This is a genomic window from Streptomyces sp. NPDC020681, assembly GCF_044334895.1.
GTDB lineage: Bacteria > Actinomycetota > Actinomycetes > Streptomycetales > Streptomycetaceae > Streptomyces.
The window spans coordinates 64,201-85,518 of sequence record NZ_JBIRTX010000015.1 but is presented as its reverse complement, the minus strand read 5'-3'; the positions used below and the strand labels follow the sequence as shown (position 1 = coordinate 85,518).

Annotated in this window: 19 protein-coding genes; 5 read left to right on the top strand and 14 right to left on the bottom strand. The window is 71.2% G+C overall.

Annotated elements, in window-relative coordinates:
- Window positions 1-17 precede the first annotated feature (17 nt).
- Complete coding sequence (locus ACH4YL_RS29680) at window positions 18-1,931, top strand: anthranilate synthase family protein (RefSeq protein ID WP_398510525.1); 1,914 nt, start codon at window positions 18-20, stop codon at window positions 1,929-1,931.
- Between the two features lie 101 nt (window positions 1,932-2,032).
- On the opposite strand, the gene ACH4YL_RS29675 is transcribed toward ACH4YL_RS29680, so the two are convergent.
- From ACH4YL_RS29675 to ACH4YL_RS29660, 4 genes are all read right to left on the bottom strand, one after another.
- The gene (locus tag ACH4YL_RS29675) at window positions 2,033-3,061 is read right to left on the bottom strand and encodes a 6-phosphofructokinase (protein WP_398510524.1); all 1,029 of its coding nucleotides are present in this window, start codon (window positions 3,059-3,061) and stop codon (window positions 2,033-2,035) included.
- A gap of 161 nt (window positions 3,062-3,222) precedes the next feature.
- Complete coding sequence (locus ACH4YL_RS29670; RefSeq protein WP_398510523.1) at window positions 3,223-3,900, bottom strand: response regulator; 678 nt, start codon at window positions 3,898-3,900, stop codon at window positions 3,223-3,225.
- Window positions 3,897-5,105, bottom strand: coding sequence for a MacS family sensor histidine kinase (gene macS / locus ACH4YL_RS29665; RefSeq protein WP_398510522.1), 1,209 nt, complete (start codon window positions 5,103-5,105; stop codon window positions 3,897-3,899). The genes ACH4YL_RS29670 and macS overlap by 4 nt, the downstream gene beginning before the upstream one ends.
- 28 nt (window positions 5,106-5,133) lie before the next feature.
- On the bottom strand, window positions 5,134-5,925 hold the full coding sequence (locus ACH4YL_RS29660; RefSeq protein ID WP_398510652.1) for a lysophospholipid acyltransferase family protein: 792 nt from the start codon (window positions 5,923-5,925) through the stop codon (window positions 5,134-5,136).
- Between the two features lie 179 nt (window positions 5,926-6,104).
- Here ACH4YL_RS29660 and ACH4YL_RS29655 point away from each other — a divergent pair, with 179 nt between their 5' ends.
- Both ACH4YL_RS29655 and ACH4YL_RS29650 read left to right on the top strand, forming a co-directional pair.
- A complete protein-coding gene (locus ACH4YL_RS29655) occupies window positions 6,105-6,884 on the top strand; it encodes an alpha/beta hydrolase (RefSeq protein WP_398510521.1) in 780 nt (259 codons plus the stop codon).
- Window positions 6,877-7,497, top strand: coding sequence for a hypothetical protein (locus ACH4YL_RS29650; RefSeq protein WP_398510520.1), 621 nt, complete (start codon window positions 6,877-6,879; stop codon window positions 7,495-7,497). Before ACH4YL_RS29655 ends, ACH4YL_RS29650 begins: the two co-directional genes overlap by 8 nt.
- 9 nt (window positions 7,498-7,506) lie before the next feature.
- On the opposite strand, the gene ACH4YL_RS29645 is transcribed toward ACH4YL_RS29650, so the two are convergent.
- The 6 genes from ACH4YL_RS29645 to ACH4YL_RS29620 all read right to left on the bottom strand — a co-directional run bounded on the left by ACH4YL_RS29645 (window position 7,507) and on the right by ACH4YL_RS29620 (window position 12,476).
- Window positions 7,507-8,259: an endonuclease/exonuclease/phosphatase family protein gene (locus ACH4YL_RS29645; protein WP_398510519.1), complete on the bottom strand. Its 753-nt coding sequence runs from the start codon at window positions 8,257-8,259 to the stop codon at window positions 7,507-7,509.
- A gap of 151 nt (window positions 8,260-8,410) precedes the next feature.
- Entirely contained in the window at window positions 8,411-9,352 is a 942-nt protein-coding gene (locus ACH4YL_RS29640; RefSeq protein ID WP_398510518.1) for an ROK family glucokinase, read from the bottom strand.
- Between the two features lie 113 nt (window positions 9,353-9,465).
- Entirely contained in the window at window positions 9,466-9,936 is a 471-nt protein-coding gene (locus tag ACH4YL_RS29635) for a DUF5304 domain-containing protein (protein ID WP_398510517.1), read from the bottom strand.
- 73 nt (window positions 9,937-10,009) lie between these two features.
- On the bottom strand, window positions 10,010-11,188 hold the full coding sequence (locus ACH4YL_RS29630; protein WP_398510516.1) for an ArsA family ATPase: 1,179 nt from the start codon (window positions 11,186-11,188) through the stop codon (window positions 10,010-10,012).
- On the bottom strand, window positions 11,188-11,637 hold the full coding sequence (locus ACH4YL_RS29625; protein WP_398510515.1) for an SRPBCC family protein: 450 nt from the start codon (window positions 11,635-11,637) through the stop codon (window positions 11,188-11,190). The genes ACH4YL_RS29630 and ACH4YL_RS29625 overlap by 1 nt, the downstream gene beginning before the upstream one ends.
- Before the next feature lie 71 nt (window positions 11,638-11,708).
- Window positions 11,709-12,476: a metallophosphoesterase gene (locus ACH4YL_RS29620; protein WP_398510651.1), complete on the bottom strand. Its 768-nt coding sequence runs from the start codon at window positions 12,474-12,476 to the stop codon at window positions 11,709-11,711.
- A gap of 300 nt (window positions 12,477-12,776) precedes the next feature.
- Here ACH4YL_RS29620 and ACH4YL_RS29615 point away from each other — a divergent pair, with 300 nt between their 5' ends.
- A complete protein-coding gene (locus ACH4YL_RS29615; protein WP_398510514.1) occupies window positions 12,777-14,573 on the top strand; it encodes an AMP-dependent synthetase/ligase in 1,797 nt (598 codons plus the stop codon).
- A 435-nt stretch (window positions 14,574-15,008) separates the two neighbouring features.
- On the opposite strand, the gene ACH4YL_RS29610 is transcribed toward ACH4YL_RS29615, so the two are convergent.
- Entirely contained in the window at window positions 15,009-16,151 is a 1,143-nt protein-coding gene (locus tag ACH4YL_RS29610; RefSeq protein ID WP_398510513.1) for a glycosyltransferase family 4 protein, read from the bottom strand.
- A 111-nt stretch (window positions 16,152-16,262) separates the two neighbouring features.
- On the opposite strand from ACH4YL_RS29610, the gene ACH4YL_RS29605 reads away from it, so the two are divergent.
- Window positions 16,263-17,504: a glycosyltransferase 87 family protein gene (locus ACH4YL_RS29605; RefSeq protein WP_398510512.1), complete on the top strand. Its 1,242-nt coding sequence runs from the start codon at window positions 16,263-16,265 to the stop codon at window positions 17,502-17,504.
- Between the two features lie 60 nt (window positions 17,505-17,564).
- Here the strand turns inward: ACH4YL_RS29605 and ACH4YL_RS29600 are convergent, their stop codons facing one another.
- From ACH4YL_RS29600 to ACH4YL_RS29590, 3 genes are all read right to left on the bottom strand, one after another.
- On the bottom strand, window positions 17,565-18,806 hold the full coding sequence (locus ACH4YL_RS29600) for a hypothetical protein (RefSeq protein ID WP_398510511.1): 1,242 nt from the start codon (window positions 18,804-18,806) through the stop codon (window positions 17,565-17,567).
- A 100-nt stretch (window positions 18,807-18,906) separates the two neighbouring features.
- On the bottom strand, window positions 18,907-19,935 hold the full coding sequence (locus ACH4YL_RS29595) for an NlpC/P60 family protein (RefSeq protein ID WP_398510510.1): 1,029 nt from the start codon (window positions 19,933-19,935) through the stop codon (window positions 18,907-18,909).
- Between the two features lie 200 nt (window positions 19,936-20,135).
- Window positions 20,136-21,161: an NlpC/P60 family protein gene (locus tag ACH4YL_RS29590; RefSeq protein ID WP_398510509.1), complete on the bottom strand. Its 1,026-nt coding sequence runs from the start codon at window positions 21,159-21,161 to the stop codon at window positions 20,136-20,138.
- Between the last annotated feature and the right edge of the window lie 157 nt (window positions 21,162-21,318).

The window sequence follows — 21,318 nt, the reverse complement described above, 5'->3', positions numbered from 1 at the left end:
TCGGAAGGAACCCACGGATGACTCCCGACCGACCGACCATCGACCGACCGACCATCGACCGACTCCTGGACGACCACTGCCCGCCGTTCGCGCTGCTGCGCAGGCGCACCCCGGGCCATGACCACGACACCGTCGAGCTCCTGATCGGCGCTGTGCACGAGGCCGCTTCGCTCGCCGACATCCCGGTCACCGACCGGCCCTCGCTCGCGCTGATCCCGTTCCGCCAGATCAGAGAGCGCGGCTTCGACGTGCGCGACGACGGCACTCCGCTGAGCGTGCTGGTCGCCGACGAGTCGTACGAACTCCCGCTCGCCGATGTGCTGGCGCAGCTTCCCGCGCATGACGTACGGGTCGCCGGCGGGGCCTTCGACGTAGACGACGAGGCGTACGCCGACATCGTGAGCCGGGTCGTCGAGGACGAGATCGGCCGCGGCGAGGGTGCGAACTTCGTCATCCGCCGCACCTACACCGGCCGCATCGACGGCTTCGGCCGGGCCGACGCGCTCGCTCTCTTCCGGCGGCTGCTGGCCGGTGAGCGCGGTGCGTACTGGACCTTTGTCGTGCACACCGGCGAGCGGACGCTGGTCGGTGCCAGCCCGGAGGTGCATGTCCGGATGAGCGGCGGCACCGTCGTGATGAACCCGATCAGCGGCACGTTCCGCTATCCGCCCGAGGGCCCGACGCCCGAGGCGCTGCTCGGCTTCCTGGCCGACCGCAAGGAGCGCGAGGAGCTCTCCATGGTCGTCGACGAGGAGCTGAAGATGATGTGCACGGTCGGCGACATGGGCGGTGTCGTGATCGGGCCGCGGCTCAAGGAGATGGCTCATCTCGCGCACACGGAGTACGAGTTGCGGGGCAGGAGCTCTCTCGATGTACGGGATGTCCTGCGGGAGACCATGTTCGCGGCGACGGTCACCGGATCTCCCGTGCAGAACGCCTGCCGGGTCATCGAGCGCCACGAAGTGGGCGGTCGCGGCTACTACGCGGGGGCGCTCGCGCTGATCGGCAAGGACGCGGGCGGCGCGCAGACTCTCGACTCCCCCATCCTGATCCGTACCGCCGACATCGACGCGGACGGATCGCTGCGGGTGCCGGTCGGAGCCACGCTGGTGCGGCACTCCGACCCGGCCGGCGAGGTCGCCGAGACGCACGCCAAGGCGGCCGGGGTGCTGGCCGCGCTGGGAGTACGTCCCGGGCGGCCGCGGGAGCACGGCGAGCGGCCCCGGCTCGCCGACGACCCGCGGGTCCGTGCCGCGCTGGACGCCCGCCGCGCCGATCTCGCGCCGTTCTGGCTGCGGATGCAGGAGCGCAGTGCCCAACTGACCGGCCATGCGCTGGTGGTCGACGGTGAGGACACCTTCACCGCGATGCTCGCGCATCTGCTGCGTTCGACGGGGCTGGAGGTGACGGTGCGGCGGTACGACGAGCCCGGCCTGCGGGAGAGGGCGCTCGCGCACCCCGGCCCGGTGGTGCTGGGCCCGGGCCCCGGCGACCCGGCCGACGCCGCCGACCCGAAGATGCGCTTCCTGCGCGCGCTCGCCGCGGATCTGCTGCGCGAGCACCCCCACGGGCTGCTCGGCGTCTGTCTCGGCCAGGAACTGATGGCGGCGGAGCTGGGCCTGGAGATCGTACGGAAGGACGCGCCGTACCAGGGCGCGCAGGAGCGGATCGACTTCTTCGGCCGCGACGAGACGGTGGGTTTCTACAACAGCTTCACGGCGCGCTGCGACGAGCGGACCGCGGCGGAACTGGCCATGCACCGCATCGAGTTGAGCCGCGATGGGACGAGCGGTGATGTGCACGCGATGCGGGGCCCCGGTTTCGCGGGCGTGCAGTTCCACCCGGAGTCCGTGCTCACCATGGACGGCGCGGCCCTGATGGCGACGCTGCTCGCGGGAGTACTGGCCGGACGGGCTGCCAACGGGGCCTAGGGCCTTTTCGTCTGGATCAGGCCCCAGGGCTGTTCCCCGAACACGTCCTCACCGAGGAACCCCCCACGCCAGGCACGGCGTGGGGGGGGTCCGGAGCCTCGTCAGCCGAAGAAGACGCCGACCTCCTCGTACAGCTTCGGATCGACCGTCTTCAGCTTGGCCGTCGCCTCGGCGATCGGCACCCGCACGATGTCAGTCCCCTGGAGGGCGACCATCTTGCCGAAGTCGCCGTCCCGCACCGCGTCGATCGCGTGCAGCCCGAAGCGGGTGGCCAGCCAGCGGTCGAAGGCACTCGGCGTGCCCCCGCGCTGGACATGGCCGAGGACCGTCGTGCGGGCCTCCTTGCCGGTGCGCTTCTCGATCTCCTTGGCCAGCCATTCGCCGACGCCGGAGAGCCGTACATGCCCGAAGGAGTCGAGCGTGCCGTCCTTCAGCACCGCCTCGCCGTCCTTGGGCATCGCGCCTTCGGCAACCACGACGATCGGCGCGTAACTGGCCTTGAACCGCGAGGTCACCCAGGCGCAGACCTGGTCGACGTCGAAGCGCTGCTCCGGGATGAGGATGACATTGGCGCCGCCGGCCAGCCCCGAGTGCAGGGCGATCCAGCCCGCGTGCCGGCCCATCACCTCCACGACGAGGACACGCATATGGGATTCGGCGGTGGTGTGGAGGCGGTCGATGGCCTCGGTGGCGATGCCGACGGCCGTGTCGAAGCCGAAGGTGTAGTCGGTCGCGGACAGGTCGTTGTCGATGGTTTTCGGTACGCCGACGCAGCTGATGCCGTACTCGTCGTGCAGCCTTGCGGCGACGCCGAGGGTGTCCTCGCCGCCGATCGCGATCAGCGCGTCCACCTCGCCCTTGGCGAGGTTGTCCTTGATGCGGCGGATGCCGTTCTCCGCCTTGAGCGGGTTGGTGCGCGAAGAGCCGAGAATGGTGCCGCCGCGCGGCAGGATGCCGCGCACGGCCGGGATGTCGAGCGGGACCGTGTCGCCCTCGAGAGGGCCGCGCCAGCCGTCGCGGTAGCCGACGAATTCGTACGCGTACTCCTGGACGCCCTTGCGGACGATGCCGCGGATGACCGCATTGAGGCCGGGGCAGTCGCCGCCCCCGGTCAGTACTCCGACGCGCATGGAAGCTTCCCTTCGCCTGATGAGCCCTATGACCGCCACGCTAATGGTGATCCAGGTCACTGAGGGATGGGGCGAAAGGTCAATTCCTGCGTGCGATGCGATGGTTGGGGCCCGGTTTTCACCCGTACGAGCGGGGTTGGGCCGGGCCCGCCGCTGACGCGTCAGACGTCGTCGAGGCCGCGCTCTATCGCGTACCGCACCAACTCCACGCGGTTGTGCAGCTGGAGCTTGCCGAGCGTGTTCTGCACATGGTTCTGGACGGTGCGGTGCGAGATGACCAGGCGCTCGGCGATCTGCTTGTACGAGAGCCCCTTGGCGACCAGACGCAGCACTTCGGTCTCACGCTCGGTCAGCTGTGGGGCCTTCGGCTCGTCGCCGCGGCCGGAGGAGGGCACGGGCTCGGAGGCGAGCCGGCGGTACTCACCGAGGACCAGGCCGGCGAGGCCGGGAGTGAAGACCGGGTCTCCGACGGCGGTGCGGCGCACGGCGTCGGTGAGCTCTTCCGTACTGGCCGACTTCAGCAGATAGCCGGTCGCGCCGGACTTCACGGCCTCCAGTACGTCCGCGTGCTCACCGCTCGCGGACAGCACCAGGACGCGCAGGCCGGGAATGGTGCCGACGAGCTCCTTGCACACCTGGACGCCCGGCATGCCGGGCAGATTGAGGTCGAGCACCAGGACGTCGGGCGAAGCCGCCTTGGCGCGGCGGACGGCCTGCTGGCCGTCGCCCGCCGTCGCCACCACCTGGAAACCGGCCGCGTCCAGGTCGCGGGCGACCGCGTCCCGCCACATCGGGTGGTCGTCGACGACCATCACCTTGATCGTCTGCTGGTCCGTCATCGTCCTGCCTTCCCCCGTGGAACCTTCAATTCGACTTCTGTGCCCTGGCCCGGCACCGAGATCAACTCGGCGCTGCCGCCGAGATCCCGCAGCCGGCCGCGGATGGAGAGAGCGACACCGAGCCGTCCCTCCCCCTCCGCCTGGGCGAGCCTGCCCTCCGGAATGCCCGGGCCGTCGTCCCGCACCGTCACGATCACCTCGTCCGGCCAGTCCTCGACCAGGATCCAGGCCTGGGCGTCCTCCCCCGCGTGTCTGCTGACATTGTCCAGTGCGGCACTGACAGCGGCGGCGAGTTCGGCCGCGGCGGGCGGCGGCAGCAGCACGGGCGCGCCCGGCTCGGAGAAGGTCACCCTGGACCCGGCGTGCTGGGCGAGCAGCGAGCGAAGATCGTACTGCCGGGGCCCGTCCGACGTGTCGTCGTCCTCGACGGCCCGGACCACTGCGCCCTCCGTGATGTCCTCGGAGGTGTGCGGCGTGGGCACCAGTCCGCTGGAGACCAGGGTGCGCAGCGCGATCTCCTGCTCGCCGGCCATCCGGCCGAGCTCGGCCGCCTCGCCGCCGAGCGCCGTGCCCCGCCGCTGCACCATCGCCAGCACCTGCAGGACGCTGTCGTGGATGTCGCGGGCGAGCCGCTCCCGCTCGCGGGTGGCCGCCTCGATCTCCAGCGCACGGGCGAGCGTGCGCTCGGAGGCGCGGGCGACCTCGACGACATAGCCGATGGCGATGGAGGCGACCCAGACCAGCAGGACGTTGTGGAAGGTGTCCCGGCTGGGCTCGCCGCGCTCGATGATGTTGGCGACGGCGACGAAGGAGGAGGCGAAACCCGCCCAGCGCCAGCCGCCCTTGATGGCGAACGCGAGGACGGAACCGGCCGTCCATATCGTCGGCAGCGTCGGCCCGTCGACCTGCTGCGCCTGGAAGTCGGCGAGCGGTGTGAGCAGAATGCCGGTCAGCGCGATGGTGAGATCGGCGCCGAGGAACCGCTTGGTGCAGCGGGTCGCACTGGACACCCAGGGCAGCGTGGCCAGCGTCCACACCGACATCACGGCGAGGAACGCGGCCGCGACCCAGGGCCGCTCGAACTTGTCCGGGGTGAAGACGAAGAGCAGATCCGCGTAGACCATCGTCAGCACGCGGTACGCCATGAGCGCACGCCACAGCGGCTGTTCGACCGACATCCGCACGACACGCTCGCGCTTGGCCATATCCCCCACCCCGGGACGGACGGCGCCGCTATGCGGCAGGCCGGTCCGTCTTCGCTGCCTCGTCCGAACGGTCCGTCCTGGCGGCCGCGTTGGCCGTCTCCTTCGCCGCCTCTTTCGCTGCTTCCTTCGCGGCCTTGTCGGCCGCCGCCTTCCGCTCCGCGATCCGGCGCTTGGCGGCCGTCGCGTAGATGTCGACGTACTCCTGGCCGGACAGGTTCATGATCTCGTACATGACCTCGTCGGTCACCGAGCGCAGGATGAAGCGGTCGCCCTCCATGCCGTGGTAGCGGCTGAAGTCGAGCGGCTTGCCGATCCTGATCCCTGGGCGCATCAGCTTGGGGACGACCTTGCCGGGCGGCTGGATCTTCTCGGTGTCGATCATCGCGACCGGGATCACGGGAGCGCCGCTGGCGAGCGCCACACGAGCGAGGCCGCCGGGCTTGCCGCGGTAGAGCCGGCCGTCCGGAGAGCGCGTGCCTTCCGGATAGATGCCGAACAGGCCGCCGCCGTCGAGGACCGCGATGCCTGCCTTGACCGCCGCCTCACCCGCGCCGCGCGCTCCGGAGCGGTCCACCGGGAGCTGGCCCACGCCCTTGAAGAACGCGGCGGTGAGCTTGCCCTTGACGCCGGGCGAGGTGAAGTACTCCGCCTTGGCAATGAAGGTGACCTTGCGATCGAGCACCGCGGGCAGGAAGAACGAGTCCGAGAAGGACAGATGATTGCTCGCGAGGATCGCCGGCCCCTCGGCGGGAATGTTCTCGAGGCCCTCCACCCACGGCCTGAAGGCAAGCTTCAGCGAGCCTCCGATGGAGAACTTCATTGCGCCGTAGATCAACTCGAATGCCTCCTGTTGCTGTCGAACAGACCTTAACCCGACAGAGGCCCTGGATCCCTGCTCCGGAGGCCCTACGGACCTGGTCGGTGTCAGTCCGGTCGCGTACGGTGAGTACACCCTTCGAGCTTCACCACCAGGCTTCACCACACGAACAGGAGACCCCGGTGCCGGTCCTTCCCGGAGCCGAGCCGTTCCGCCATGAAGGCGGAGAGGTCGGCGTCCTTCTCTGTCACGGATTCACCGGTTCTCCGCAGTCGCTGCGCCCCTGGGCCGAGTATCTGGCCGAGCGCGGACTGACCGTGTCCCTGCCGCTGCTCCCGGGCCACGGCACGCGCTGGCAGGACATGCAGATCACCGGCTGGCAGGACTGGTACGCGGAGGTGGACCGCGAGCTGCGCGAGCTCGTCGAGCGGTGCAGCCAGGTCTTCGTCTTCGGCCTCTCCATGGGCGGCGCGCTCACGCTGCGCCTCGCCGCGAAGCACGGCGACGCGATCAGCGGCATCGTCCTGGTCAACCCGGCGAACAAGGTGCATGGCCTGTCGGCGTACGCACTGCCCGTCGTCCGCCATTTCGTACCGACGACCAAGGGCCTGACCAGCGACATCGCCAAGGAAGGCGTGGTGGAGGTCGGGTACGAGCGGGTGCCGCTGCATGCCGCCCACTCCGTGCGGAACTTCTTCCGGCTGGTCGACGGCGAGCTGCCGCAGGTCACCCAGCCGATGGTGCTGCTGCACAGCCCGCAGGACCATGTCGTGTCGCCCGCGGACTCGGCGCGGATCCTCAGCCGGGTCTCCTCGGTGGACGTCACCGAGATCCTGCTGGAACAGAGCTACCACGTGGCGACGTTGGACCACGATGCGGAGCGGATTTTCGAGGAGAGTTACGCGTTCATCGGCCGGCTCGCTCCGCATGTCGGGAAGAAGGGGAGCACCACCGGTGGCTGAGCAGCACGACGCGGACCGCGAGCCGGAGCCGCAGCCCATTGACGAGGAGGCCGCGTGGCAGGCCATCGTCGCGGGTTACGGCGATGAACCGGCCGACCCGCCGGGCACCAAGCCGTTCAAGTCGGTGGAGGATCTCGCCCTGCTCGAGGGCGATGTGAACAAGACGCCGAAGGACGCGGCCGCGGAGCGCGAGCCGGAGGCCGATGCGGACTCCGACCCCGAGTCCGCTTCGGAGTCCGGTCCTGACGCGGACAAGCCGGGGCTCGGCAGCTCCATCACCTTCGCGCCCGGTGTCGGCGGCGCCGGCCCGCGGGACTACGCGGTGGCGGAGCCCAAGGACGAAGACCTCGACGACAGCGACGAGGGCCACTTCGTACCGCCGGAGCCGCCGCCGCTGCCGGAGGCCGATGTCACGGCCAAGTTCGCCTGGCTCGCGGTGGTCGGCGGCCCGGTCCTGATGCTGGTCGCCGTGCTGTTGTCGTGGGAGATGACGTGGTGGCTGACCACGCTGTGCGTGGGCGGCTTCCTGGGCGGGTTCGCCACGCTGGTGGCGCGGATGGCGCACGGCGACGACGAGGACGACGACGACCCGGGCCGCGGCGCGGTGGTGTGACCCTCCGGGTCAGGATGCGGGGACCCGTAGCGCGGCCAGTACCGGAAGGTGGTCCGTCGCCGCGCGCAGGTCGGACGAGGTGATGCCCGCCAGCTCCAACGGCACGCCGCAGCCCAGCACTTCGACCCCCGCGCTCGCGAAGATCGCGTCGATCCGCTGGTGCGGATCCTGCGGCGTCGAGGTGTACTCCCCGCCCCACGGCGCGACCGCCCAGCAGTCCTGAAGCTCGGCCGCCAGCCGCCGGAAGCTCCGGCCGGCAGGCCGGTCGTTGAGATCGCCCGCCGCGACGGCGTACGGCACATCCATCGCCGCGAGCCGGTCCAGCAGCATGCCCGCCTGGTCGTAGCGCTCGTCCTTCTGCAGGCTCAGATGACAGCTGAGCAGCCCGACCCGCGCGCCGCCGATCCGCACCACCGCCGTGGCGAAACCGCGCCGGTGCAGGCCAGGTGTGAGCAGCAGCAGGACGTCCTCCGTGCGCTCCACGGTCGCCCGCAGCGAGCAGAGCAGCAGCGGACCGGCCGCGGTCGCGCCGCCGCTGAGCACCACGAGATCGGTCTTGGCCGCCAGCCGAGCGGCGTGTTTGCGCCAGCGGAAGAAGCGCGGGGCCTCCTGTACGAAGACGAGGTCCGGCTCGCACGCCCGGATCACCCGCGCGAGCGCGTCCTCGTCGTCGCGCATGGAACGGATGTTGTAGCTGAGCACCCGGATCACGACCGAACCGTCCGGCTCGGTGCGGGAGTTGGGCAGCGCGCTGATCGACATGCGGCTCACGATACGACGATGCCCGCCGCGTCCTGGGGGGACGCGACGGGCCGACGGTCTCCCGTCGAATATCGCAACCGTCGGTGGAGCAGGCCCGACAGCGGTCAAGCAGCTCCGCGAGAGCGGCGCCGGTTCGGCCGCAACGGGGCAATCAGCCCTGGCGCGCCAGGTCCGCCGCGCCCACCAGGCCCGCCTTGCCGCCCAGTTGCGCCGCAAGCACCTGCGCGTGCGGACGCCACTGGCCGCCGATCAGCCAGCGGCGGAACGACTTGCGGATCGGGTCGAGCACCAGCTCACCCTCGTCCGAGACGCCGCCGCCGACGATGAACGCCGACGGGTCGAAGAGGGAAGCCAGGTCCGCCAGGCCCGCGCCCGCCCAGCGCGCGAGCTCGCGGAAGGAGTCGATCGCCACCGGGTCGCTCTGCCGGGCCGCCTCGCTGATGTGCTTGCCTTCGATGCCGTCGACCGTGCCGTCACCGAGGCCCAGCAGGATCTGCGCGAGCTCCGGTGTCGCGTTGGCCCGCTGGCGTGCGTACCGGACGAGGGCGCGGCCGGAGGCGTACTGCTCCCAGCAGCCCTGGCTGCCGCAGCCGCACAGCAGACCGTCCGGGACGACCCGGATGTGGCCGAACTCCGCGGCCACGCCGAAGCGTCCGCGGCGCAGCTTGTTGCCGATGATGATGCCGCCGCCGAGCCCGGTACCGAGCGTGATGCAGATGACGTCCTCGTGGCCCTGGCCGGCGCCGAAGCGGTACTCGCCCCAGGCGGCCGCGTTCGCGTCGTTCTCGACGACGACCGGAAGGCCCACCCGCTGCTCGACCTTGTCCTTCAGGGGTTCGTGACGCCACTGGATGTTGGGCGCGAACAGGACGGTGGCGCGCTTGTCGTCGACGTATCCGGCGGCGCCGATGCCGACGGCCTCGATGTCGTGCCCCTTGCCGGCCTCGGAGACCGCAGCACAGATCGCGTCGACGATGCCCTCGGCGGTCGCCGGGGTCGCTACCTTGTGCGTGTCGAGGATGGTGCCCTCTTCGTCGACCACGCCCGCCGCGATCTTGGTGCCGCCGATGTCGACGCCGATGGTGAGTCCCATGTGTCCCTCAGTTTTCGGTCGAGCCCCGCTACGGCCAACCGTATCTCAGGGCGGGCACCCTACCTGTCGGTCCAGCTGTCCTGACAGAGCGCAACCGGCCTGTCAGTCAGCCGTCAGTCCAGGTCGATGTGCTCGCTCGGCCCCGGACCGTCGTCACGACCCTCGTCACGCGGATCGTCACGCGGGTCCCGGTCGACCCTGATGTCGTTGGTGCTTTCCGGCCGCTGGGTCCAGCGTCGCTCCTGGCCCTCGACTGCGGATCGATAAGCGGCGAGGAGCTCGTTGCCGGCCGCCGCGAGGTGGTCGAAGATCTCCGGATTGCGCTCGATGACCGGCTCGACGGCCGACTTCGCCTGGCTCACCAGCTGCTGCACGGCGCTCTGCGCGGCGATGCCGGGCAGCGACCCCTGGAACTCGGTCACCTTGTCGGCGACCACGTCGAGCAGGCGGCGCAGCTCCTCGGCGGCGGAGCCGGTCGGTGTGCCGTACTGGGCCCGGCGCCGGGCCTTCTCCGCCTCCAGGTCTTCGGCGCACGCATCGGCCCAGGCGTCGGCGTCGACGGGACGCTCGGTGGCATCGCTCATGGCGTACTCCTGCACAGGACGTGGAAAGACTGCTGTTTGTACGCTCGACGTTACCCGAACGGAGGTGACGCGTTCAGGGTGTGCGTGGCCACAGCGCGGGGTCCGGCGTGAAGCGGACCCCCAGCACGCCGTCCTCCAGGCCCGCGCCGGAGACCGTGCAGCGGCGCAGCGCCGACGGCAGCGGAACGATCCTTCTGAACGGGCCGACGGTGAGCAGCAGTTCGTCGCCGCGCCGCACCAGGCCGATGTCGTCCTTGACCGCGCCGGGCAGACCGAGCTGCCAGACGAGGATGCCCTCCTCGGCGCGCCGGTCCGCCACCTCCCAGACACCCCGCTCGAGCGGCCCGCTCTCCGCACCCGCGGCGTCGAGGAGGGCGAGGTCGTCGAGTCCGCGCGGGTCCCGGCCCAGGTGGACGGCCTCGCGGACCGAGGATCCGGGCACCCACCCCTCGTACCACTCGTGCAGGCACTTCTCCTGCTGTGCGCCGAGGGTGGCGAGCCAGGTGTCCGCGGAGTGCCGCGGCAGGATCCGGTTGGCCACGAGCGCGTCGGTCCGCAGCTGGTGCAGTGCCAGCCCTGTGCGGGCAGTGCGCAGGGCGTCGGCGGCCGCGGGCCCGGGCTCGGCGACGACGCGCACCGTCGTCTCGGCGGACTCGATCAGCCCCTGGACGGCGGCGAGTTCGGCATCCCAGCGCAGTGCGGTCTCGTACAGCCAGGTCGCGGGCATCGGGACGCCGGCGAGCTGGGCGAGCATCGGGCGCAGCGCGCGGGCGGCCTGTCGTTCCGGCGGCAGCAGCCGGCGCAGATAGCGGCGCAGCTGTCCGGGGAGTGCTAGCAGCGCGATGGTCTCGTGCAGTGGCGGCATGTCGACGACGACGAGGTCCCAGTCGCCTTCGGCGGCGACGGTCAGCGTCCGCAGCAGGGCGAACTGCTCGCTGCCGGGCAGTTCGGTGAGCTCCGCGTCCTCCAGCCGTGCCGCGCCGAGCAGATCGAGCGCCGTGCCGCTGCGTTCCTGGAGCGAGAGGAACTCGGCCCGGAAGTCGCCGCCGGTGTCGATCCTGGCGGCCCAGAGGCCGTCGTTGATCTTCTGCGGCGCATCGGGCAGGCCGGTGACGGGCGTCCCGAACACCTCGCCCGGCCCGGTGGAGAGGAAGAGTGCGCGCCGGCCGCGGCTCGCGGCGGCGAGTGCGGTCGCCGCGGCGACGGTGGTACGGCCCGCGCCGCCGAGGCCGGTGACGAGGACCTGGCGCATCAGGCGGCGGGTCCGCTCTCGACGCGCTTCTTCAGACCGGCCAGGGCGCGGTCGATGATGACCTTCTCGGCCTTGCGCTTGATCATGCCGAGCATCGGGATCTTGACGTCGACGGTCAGCTGGTAGGTGACCTCGGTGCGGTCGCCGCCGCCGACAGCGGCGAGCGTGTACGAGCCGTCGATGGCGCGCAGCATCTGGGACTTCACCAGGGTCCAGCTGACCTCGTTGTCGCCGTTCCAGGTGTACGCGAGCGTGTGGTCGTCCTTGATCGCGCCGGCGTCGAGCACCAGTCTGACCTGTTCGGCGCGGCCCTTGTCGTCGGTGGCGAGCACCTCGGCCTCCTTCACCTCGCCGGTCCACTCGGGGTAGCGGGCGAAGTCGGAGATCACTCCCATCACATCGGCCGGTGCCGCCTCGATGGTGATGCTCGAGCTGGTGTGTTCCGCCATCGCTGCGGCTCCTCACAGTGCGGTACGGACCGGGTGGTGGTGTGGTGTGCAGGCTATCGCGACCGGACCGGTCACCACTCCAGGGCCCAGGGGCGGCCGGTTGACGCGAAATGGCCGACGTTCACGCACTCCGTCGCGCCGATCCGCATCCGGCGGACGAGGGGCTGGTGGACATGGCCGAACAGGGCATATCGGGGCCGTGTGCGGCGGATCGCGTCGAGCAGTGCGCGGCTGCCGCGCTCGAAGCGCCGCGCGACGGTGTCGTAGGTGAGTTCGGGGATCTCCGGCGGGATGTGCGAGCAGAGCACGTCGACCTCGCCGAGGGCCTCGACCTTGGCGGCGTACTCCTCCTCGGAGATCTCGTACGGCGTGCGCATCGGGCTGATCAGTCCGCCGCCGACGAAGCCGAAGACGCGGCCGCCGATCTCGACCCGTTCGCCGTCGAGGACGGTCGTGCCCGGTCCCGCATACTCCGGCCAGAGGGTCGGTATATCGACATTGCCGTAGGTGGCGTACGTCGGAGTGGGGAAAGCCGCGAACATCTCGGCGTACTGGCGTCGCACGGCCGATTCGATGGCGCTCTCACGGTCCGCCTCCAGCTCGGACCAGAGCCTGCGGCCGAGTTCGCGGGCCTCCTCGAAGCGGCGTGCGGTGCGCAGGGCCACGATCAGATCGGCGTTCTCGACGCCGAAGAGGTCGGGAAAGATGCCGCGCGAGTGGTCGGCGTAGTCGAGGAAGAGCACGAGGTCACCAAGGCAGATCAAGGCGTCGGCGCCGTCGCCCGCCATGGCGAGATCTTTGGCATTTCCGTGCACGTCACTGACCACATGGACCTTCATGGATCGCGCACTTCGCATGACGATCACCCTAAGACGCCGTTGTCGCGGCTGACCAGAGGGGGCGGACCAGCCGTTCTTCCGACGGGCCACGGGTGTGGACTACTCTGCGCGAAGCACTGCCATACACGTGTGACGCAGGGAACATCTGGCCGGAACCCCCTATCGGGAACCGAGTACTGGTGGGTAACGTCCGGGCAGTCCAGTCGTGCTCATCCCCACCCGAGCACCCGCCCGATCTTGGACCGCAGCCGGTGCATCACACAGAGCCGTGGCGCCGGCGCCCGATGAGGAGCAGCAGTCTTGCGCGAGTTCAGCCTTCCGGCCCTGTACGAGGTCCCTTCGGACGGCAACCTGACGGATCTGATCCGCCGCAATGCCACTCAGCATCCGGATGTCGCGGTGATGGGCAGAAAGGTGGCCGGCGTCTGGACGGACGTCACCGCCCGACAGTTCCTCGCCGAAGTCCGCGCCGCCGCCAAGGGCCTGATCTCCGCGGGCGTACGCCCCGGCGACCGGGTGGCCCTGATGTCGCGTACGCGATTCGAGTGGGTGCTGCTCGACTTCGCGATCTGGAGCGCGGGCGCGGTCACCGTGCCGGTGTACGAGACCAGCTCCGCCGAGCAGGTCCAGTGGATCCTCGGTGACTCCGGCGCGGTCGCGGTGATCGTGGAGAGCGAGGCGCACGCCGCAGCCGTCGAGTCCGTACGGGACCGGCTGCCGGGCCTGCGCCAGATCTGGCAGATCGAGAACGGCGCGGTCCAGGAACTGACCGCCGCCGGCGCCCACGTCTCCGACGACACGGTCGACGAGCGCAGCGCGAGCGCCAAGGCGGACGACCCGGCGACGATCGTCTACACCTCGGGCACCACCGGCCGCCCGAAGGGCTGTGTGCTCACCCACCGCAGCTTCTTCGCCGAGTGCGGCAACCTGGTCGAGCGCCTCAAACCGCTGTTCCGTACGGGCGAGAGCTCGGTGCTGCTCTTCCTGCCGGCCGCGCATGTCTTCGGCCGCATGGTCGAGGTCGCGGCCGTGATGGCGCCCATCAAGCTCGGCTGTGTGCCGGACATCAAGAACCTCACCGACGAACTGGCCTCCTTCCGGCCGACGCTGATCCTCGGTGTGCCGCGGGTCTTCGAGAAGGTCTACAACTCGGCGCGGGCGAAGGCCCAGGCGGACGGCAAGGGCAAGATCTTCGACAAGGCCGCGCAGACGGCGATCACCTACAGCCGCGCGCTGGGGACCCCTGAAGGCCCTTCGATCGGCCTGAAGTTCAAGCACAAGGTCTTCGACCGGCTCGTCTTCAGCAAGCTGCGGGCGGTGCTCGGTGGACGCGGTGAGTACGCGGTCTCCGGCGGCGCGCCGCTGGGCGAGCGGCTCGGGCACTTCTTCCGCGGCATCGGCTTCACGGTGCTGGAGGGCTACGGCCTGACCGAGTCGTGCGCGGCGACCGCGTTCAACCCGTGGGACCGGCAGAAGATCGGCACGGTCGGGCAGCCGCTGCCGGGCTCGGTGGTACGGATCGCGGACGACGGCGAGGTGCTGCTGCACGGCGAGCATCTCTTCCAGGGGTACTGGAACAACGAGGCGGCGACCGCGGAAGCGCTGGCCGACGGCTGGTTCCACACCGGCGACATCGGCACGCTCGACGAGGACGGCTATCTCGCGATCACGGGCCGCAAGAAGGAGATCCTGGTCACGGCGGGCGGCAAGAACGTCGCTCCCGCGGTGATCGAGGACCGCATCCGCGCGCACGCGCTGGTCGCGGAGTGCATGGTGGTGGGCGACGGGCGGCCGTTCGTGGGCGCGCTGGTCACCATCGACGAGGAGTTCCTGGGCCGTTGGGCCTCGGACCACGGCAAGCCGTCCGGTTCGACGGCGGCTTCGCTGCGCGACGACGCGGACCTGCTGGCCGAGGTCCAGCAGGCGGTGGACGACGGCAACGCGGCGGTCTCCAAGGCGGAGTCGGTCCGGAAGTTCCGCATCCTGAACGCCCAGTTCACGGAAGAGGCGGGTCACATCACGCCGTCGCTGAAGCTGAAGCGGAATGTGGTGGCGAAGGACTTCGCGGACGAGATCGAAGCGATTTACCGGGGCTGAGGGCGGATCGGCCGCGCGGCCGGGGTCTTCATCGGCCGCGCTCGGCCCACCGGTCGTGGCCGACCAGCCGGGCGCGCACGCCCGTGGGGCGAGCGGCACGGTGGGTCCGTAGCCGGGAGCCGAGCGCCGGGCGGAGCCGGTACGGCTGGTCCATAGCCGGGCCGGTTGGCCCGGCGGCCGAGACCTCCACGGCGCGCCCCGTCCGAGGCGCAGCGCGGTGACGCGAAGCCCCCGGACCGGCCGGTCGAAAGCCGCGCGGCGGCGACGCCGGAGCGGGCTCGGCGGCACCTGGAGCCCGGGCGATGACCTGTAGTTGACGGGGTGTCAGGAGTCCCGGGGGCCGGGGACCAGCGGTCGAAGGCCCGCGGCAGCGTCACCGGCTCGGGCCCGGCGGCACGTGGCGCCCGGCGGAGTCCCGGGGGCCGGGCCCTGGCGTCAGAGAAGGTCCCGGAGCCGGTCCGCCAGCAAGTCCCAGCGCCACTTCTCCTCGACCCACGCCCGGCCGCGCTCCCCCATCCGTCGGCGCAGTTCGGGGTCCTCCAGCAGTGCCACGATCCGCTCGGCCGACTCCTCCGCCGAGCCGCCGCGGACCACCCAGCCCGTTTCGCCGTCGAGCACGGCGTCGGGAGCGCCGCCCGAGTCGCCGGCGACGACCGGCAGGCCCGTTGCCGATGCCTCCAGATACACGATCCCGAGGCCCTCGACGTCCAGTCCGCCCCTTCGGGTGCGGCAGGGCATCGCGAAGACGTCGCCCGCGCCGAAGTGGGCGGGCAGTTCCGACCACGGCACCGGGCCGGTGAAGCGTACGGAGGCGCCGACGCCGGTCGCCTGTGCGAGCTTCCGCAGCTCCTGTTCGTACGGCCCGCCGCCCACGATCAGCAGCACCGCCTCCGGCACCTTCGCCAGGATCGCGGGCATCGCGAGGATCAGCGTGTCCTGGCCCTTGCGCGGCACCAGCCGTGACACACAGACGACCACCGGCCGGTCGGTGAGCCCCAGCCGCTCGCGGACCGCGTCGCCGCCGGAGCCCGGGTGGAAGGTCTTCTCGTCGACGCCGGGCGGGAGTTGGACCATGCGCTCCGCCGCCGCCGGAGTCAGCGCGGCGGCGATGCGTGAGCGCGTGTACTCACCCAGATAGGTGATCGTGTCCGTGCCCTCGCCGATCCGCCGCAGCAGCTGCCGTGACGCCGGCAGTTGCGCCCAGCCCGCCTCATGGCCGTGCGAGGTGGCCACCAGCCGCCGGGCGCCGGCCTTGCGCAGCGCCGGCGCCATCAGCCCGAGCGGCGCGGCCGCGCCGAACCAGACGGACTCGCAGCCGTGCTCGCGCAGCAGCTCGGTCGCCTTTCGGGTGACACGCGGAGTCGGCAGCAGCATGGTCGTACGGTCCCGTACGACGGTGAAGGGCTGCTCCGCGTCGAACGCGGCGGTCGCCTCCGCGCCCTCGTGCCCCCGCTTCCACGTCGAGGCGTAGACAACGAGCTGCGCCGGGTCCAGCCGCAGCGCCATGTTGTGCAGGAACGCCTGGATGCCGCCGGGCCTGGGCGGAAAGTCGTTGGTCACGATCAAGGTCTTGTGCATCGTCCGCCGACAGTACCGAACGGCCCTGCCTCGTCGCTCCGGCACTGCCCCGCCCTGCATCATGGGCACCCCGCATTTCCGAACGAACAGTACGAACAGGATGGGGCGCTCATGGCGGACGCAGTCGGCGGCAGCCGGATCCCGCTCGCGGTGTGGATCCTGACCCGGACGGCGCTGCTGCTGTGCGTCTTCAAGGTGTTCGCGTTCCCGGGCCCCGATGTCACCAGCGATGTCTCGGTGATCTACCGGGGCTGGTACGAGATCCTGAGGACCGGCACCTTTCCGCTGGGCGACGTGACCTGGCAGTACCCGCCCGCCGCCGCGCTCGCGATCCTCTCGCCCGGCGCGCTGCCGTTTCTCGGCTACGCCTCCGCGTTCTTCGTCCTGGTGCTGCTCTGCGACGCGTACGTCCTCGGACTGCTGCTGTACGCGAGCCGGCGGCCCGGGAAGTCGGCGCGCGGCGCATGGGTGTGGATCTGGGGCGTGCCGCTGCTCGGCCCGACCGCGTACGCGCGCTACGACCTGATGGTCACGGCCGTCGCCGTCACCGCGCTCCTCGCCGGAGCACGGCATCCGCGCACGCTTGGCGCGCTGGCGGGCTTCGGCGCGATGCTGAAGGTCTGGCCGCTGCTGCTGCTCGCGGGCCTCCCGCGGGGCCGTGCCACCCGCCGCTCCTGGACCGCGGCAGTGGTCACGGCGGCTGCGGTGGCGCTGCTGTTTCTTGCGACGATGCCGGGCGCCTCGGCCTTTCTCACCTTCCAGCGCGACCGGGGCACCGAGATCGAGTCGCTCGGCGCGCTGGTCTTCCATGTGGCGCGGCACTTCGGCTGGCAGGGGCAGGTGCTGCTGAACTACGGCTCGGTGGAGTTCCTCGGCCCGTACGTCCCGCTGGTCTCCGCGTTCGCGCTCGTCCTCAGCCTGCTCGCCCTGGGCTGGCTGGTGCTGTGGCGGTTGCGGGCGCGGGAGTTCGGTCCCGGCACGCCGTGCGACGCGGCCTTCACGGCGGTGCTGCTGTTCACCACCACGAGCCGGGTGATCAGCCCGCAGTACCTGCTCTGGCTGGTCGGCCTGGCCGCCGCCTGTCTGGCCTTCCGGTCCGGCCGGATGGCACTGCCCGCGTGGCTGGTGCTGGCCGCGACGGGCGTGACGATGCTGGAGTTCCCGATCTGGTTCTCCCATGTGGTGGAGAGCGATCCGCTGGGGGTCGCGCTGCTGGCCGTACGCAACGGCCTGCTGGCCGCGGCGACGGTGACGGCCTGCGTGCGGCTCTGGCGGCAGACGGTCTCGGAACCTGCCGGCCGCGCACGGCTCGCACGCCGGCCCGCCCGTGACACGTCGCTGCTCTCCTCCTGAGCGGCCGGCCGGGTCCGCCGGAACAGCGGCCCGCGCCACGCCCTGCCCACCACGCCGGGGTCAGCCGTCCAGGCGCTCGCGCAGATAGTCCCGCCACCGCACCGCGAACTCCTCCGGCGTCGTCTTCAGCACCTCGGACATCGTCTTCTCGATCGCGCCCGCCCGGTGCTTCTGCTCGCCCACGGCCCGGTAGAACGCCGTCAGCTTCCCTTCGCCCCAGCGCTCGGCGATCAGCTCGCAGGCCAGCCAGCCGCCCTCGTACGCCCGCGCCAGCGCGTCCGCGTCGCCGCCGAAGGCGAAGTCCTTGTCAGCGGGCAGCGCGGCCGGGACGTCGCCGCGGCGGACCGCTCGCTGGAGTTCGGGCGCGGTCTGGCCGGCGGTACGCCCGGTGCCGCGGTACGCGACCCAGTCGGCGAAGCCCTCCGAGAGCCACATCGGCGTGGCCTTCGAGGTGTGGGCGCGGGTGGCGACATGCGTCGTCTCGTGCGTGAGGACGACGGACTTCCCGACGTCGCCGAGCACCGCGTACGCCTCGGGGTTGACGATCACCCGGTCCGCCGGCGCGGTCCCGGCCGAGGAGGTCTCGCCGGTGGTGACCGCTGCTATCCCCCGGTATCCGGCCGCGGGCGCCCCCAGCAGCGCACCCATCGCGTCCAGTGAGGCGGGCACGAGGACGACGACGCGTCGCGCCCACGGGGACGGCCAGGCGTCCGAGACGGCCGGCACGGCCCGGTCGGCACTCGCCGCGAGCGCCCGCAGCTGTGCGGCGTCCTGGTCGACGCCGAGGACCAGGCTGCGCCGGCCTCGTACGACCTCGACGTCGCCCTGCTGCCAGAGCTGCTGCGTGCCCTCGTTGGCGGGGCGGTCGGCCGTCACATACCAGCGGCCCTCTCGGCGGGCGAGTTCCAGCGTGCGGGACGAGGAGACGGGAGCGGTGTCGTATCCGGCGATGCGGTAGCGGAGCTCGGCCCGGGCGACCGCCTCGGATCCCTGTCGCCGCACTTCACCGAGCCGGTACTCCCAGGACCCCAGCGGCACGTCCGCGAGGTTCCGGAAGGCCTTGAGCTCGGCGGCCCGCAGCTTCGTGGCGTCGGGGTCCACCGCGGCAAGATAGCCGCTCTCGTCGTGCCCGAGGACCGCCGCGGCGCGCGCGTCCAGTGTGTGCTGGATGTCCCGTACGGCCGTGTCGGACGCCTTTGGGTCCGCGCAGCCGGACGTCAGCAGGGCCGCGGCGAGGCAGAGCCCCGCCGCAAGCCGCACCATCCGTCCCGTCCCACGCCTTCCGCGCCCCTGACCTGCCACCCTGCCGATCGTACGGAACGCGGCGCCGAGCGGAACCCCGCCCAGACGCGGCGGACCGGGCTCGGACCGTGGGTACCGGGCTCGGTCCCGGCTACCCGGCTCAGATCCGGGTGACCGCGGAGACGGGCATCATGCCCACCGGGTCGTAGCGCACCGGCGCACCCGGATACGGCGCGTGCACCACCTGTCCGTTGCCCATGTACATCCCGATATGGCTGGCGTCGCTGCGGTACACCACCAGGTCGCCGGGGCGCGCCTCCGAGAGCGGGACCTGCCGGCCCGCGTACCGCTGCGCCTGCGACGTGCGCGGCAGCCCCACTCCCGCCTGGGCGTAGGACCACTGTGTGAGGCCCGAACAGTCGAAGCCGGACGGCCCGTTGGCGCCCCACACATAGGGGCGGCCCACGGCGCTGCGAGCCGCCATCACCGCGGCGGCGGCCCGCGAGGAGGCGGGCGCGAGACCGGAGAGCGCGGGCAGGACGTCGCGGCCGGAGCGGGAGGCACGGTCGTAGGCCGCGCGGTCCTCGGACGGCAGCGCGTTCAGCAGCCGCTGCGCCTGGTTGAGCTTGCTCACGACGGTGCGTTTGTGGCGGGCGACCACGGCCCTGCTGCGCTCCAGTTCCGCGAGGTCTCGGGAGGTCTCCGCCCGCTCCTGGCCGAGGAGGCGCTGGGCCCGCTGGAGATCGACCAGGGCCGCGGCCTGCCGTTCGCTGATGCGGTCCAGGGTCGCGGCCTTCTCCAGATACGTCTCCGGGTCCTCGGAGAGCAGCAGCGCGAGCGCGGGGTCCATGCCCCCGGAGCGGTACTGCGCGCCGGCGACCGCACCGAGCGCTCCGCGCATCCGGTTGATGCGCTCCTGGCCGCGGGCCACGCGGTCCTGCGCCCGCGCCACTTCCCTGCGCAGCTGCCCGACCCGCTCACCGGCCTTGTTGAACCGCTCGGTGGCCTGCTCGGCCTCCTCGTACAGCCGGTCCACCTTGGCCCTCGTCGGCTCCGCGCCGTCACCCGGCTCGGCGCCCGCCGGTGCGGCCCCGAGCGCGGCGGCGGCCGTCGCCGCCGCGGCGGACAGGACGGTGACCCGGGCACTCTGGGTGAGGCCGGATGGTGAGGGCCGTCGATGGGACGCCACGGGCCGCGCTCCGTTCCGCTGTACGAGGTGCACGTGGTGCACGAGTTGTACGGGGGATGTTGCGCGGCAGACAGTAGCCGGGCGGACACACGGCAACCAAAGGCCGTGCCGGGCACGCAAAGTGACGCCCCGCCGGAGACCACAGGTCACCGGCGGGGCGTCGCGTCAGCAGGAGGTGCGGGAAATCGCCCGATTGGGCGTCAGATGCGCACTCCGAACTGGAAGGGCATGTTGTTGATGGACTCGTAGCGCACGCTCGCGCCGGGCTTCGGGGCGTGCAGCACCTGGCCGTTGCCCGCGTAGAAGCCGACGTGGTGCATGTCGCCGTAGAAGATCACCAGGTCGCCCTGCTGCAGAGCGCTCTGCGAGTAGATGCGGGTGCCGGCGTTGGCCTGCGACTGGGACGTGCGCGGTATGGAGACACCGGCCTGTCCGTACGCCCAGGACGTCAGCCCGGAGCAGTCGAAGGAGCTGGGGCCGGAGGCGCCGTAGACGTACGGCGAACCGATCTTGCTCTGCGCGGCGGAGAACGCGGCGGCCGCGCGCTGCGAGGCCGGGACCGCGTTGCCGAGGTCCGCACGCGAGCTGGCGCGGTTGGCGCGGGACTCGTCGGCGGAGAGCGCGGCACGCTCGGCGGCCGTAAGGGTGTTGAGCAGCTTCTGCGCGGCGGCGAGCTTGCTCTGGACTTCCTTCTTCTTCGTACCGAGCTGCTTGCGCGTGTCGGCCAGGTCGCCGAGCTTGTCCTGGGCCTCCTTGCGCTGCTGCGCCAGGGTCCGCTGCTTGGACTGGATCTCGGTGAGCGCCTCGGTCTGCTTGGCGCCGAGCTGGTCCAGCGCGGAGGCCTTGTCGAGGTAGCTGTCCGGGTCGGAGGAGAGGAAGAGCTGCACGGCCGGGTCGATGCCGCCGGAGCGGTACTGCGCACTCGCCACCGAACCGAGGCCGTCGCGCAGGGTGTTGAGCTCGTCCTGGCCGCGGGCGACCTTGTCCTGGATGGCGTCGACCTGCTTCTGGAGCTTGTCCTGCTGCTCCTTGGCACCGTTGTACTTCTCGGTGGCCTTCTCAGCCTCTTCGTAGAGCTTGTCGACCTTCTCCTTGACCTCGCTCTTGCTCGGCTGCGGGTCCGCCTGGGCGGCCTGGGAGGTCAGGGCGACGGCCGCGGCTGCGGTCGCGGTGAGCACGGTCACACGGGTGCGGCTCGGCTGCTTGGGACGACGGTGGGACGCCACGAAGGCGAGCTCCTTCTTCCTCGAGCCGCCTACCGGGCAGTGGGGGGTTTATGCCCCGGCTCCGCACATCAGCTCCCCCGCGAAACTGGGCTGAACTGTACGAATTCGGCGGTTCCTTCGCTGTCATCCCGGATGGACGATCAACCGCGCGAAGGTT

Coding starts and splice junctions, on each gene's coding strand:
- ACH4YL_RS29645 (WP_398510519.1), bottom strand. CDS start 8,259: ATGTCGATCAGCGCGCTGCCCAACTCCCGCACCGAGCCGGACGGTTCG.
- ACH4YL_RS29625 (WP_398510515.1), bottom strand. CDS start 11,637: ATGGCGGAACACACCAGCTCGAGCATCACCATCGAGGCGGCACCGGCC.
- ACH4YL_RS29610 (WP_398510513.1), bottom strand. CDS start 16,151: ATGCACAAGACCTTGATCGTGACCAACGACTTTCCGCCCAGGCCCGGC.
- ACH4YL_RS29640 (WP_398510518.1), bottom strand. CDS start 9,352: ATGGGACTCACCATCGGCGTCGACATCGGCGGCACCAAGATCGCGGCG.
- ACH4YL_RS29630 (WP_398510516.1), bottom strand. CDS start 11,188: ATGCGCCAGGTCCTCGTCACCGGCCTCGGCGGCGCGGGCCGTACCACC.
- ACH4YL_RS29620 (WP_398510651.1), bottom strand. CDS start 12,476: ATGAAGGTCCATGTGGTCAGTGACGTGCACGGAAATGCCAAAGATCTC.
- macS (WP_398510522.1), bottom strand. CDS start 5,105: ATGGCCAAGCGCGAGCGTGTCGTGCGGATGTCGGTCGAACAGCCGCTG.
- ACH4YL_RS29605 (WP_398510512.1), top strand. CDS start 16,263: ATGGCGGACGCAGTCGGCGGCAGCCGGATCCCGCTCGCGGTGTGGATC.
- ACH4YL_RS29670 (WP_398510523.1), bottom strand. CDS start 3,900: ATGACGGACCAGCAGACGATCAAGGTGATGGTCGTCGACGACCACCCG.
- ACH4YL_RS29675 (WP_398510524.1), bottom strand. CDS start 3,061: ATGCGCGTCGGAGTACTGACCGGGGGCGGCGACTGCCCCGGCCTCAAT.
- ACH4YL_RS29635 (WP_398510517.1), bottom strand. CDS start 9,936: ATGAGCGATGCCACCGAGCGTCCCGTCGACGCCGACGCCTGGGCCGAT.
- ACH4YL_RS29680 (WP_398510525.1), top strand. CDS start 18: ATGACTCCCGACCGACCGACCATCGACCGACCGACCATCGACCGACTC.
- ACH4YL_RS29660 (WP_398510652.1), bottom strand. CDS start 5,925: ATGAAGTTCTCCATCGGAGGCTCGCTGAAGCTTGCCTTCAGGCCGTGG.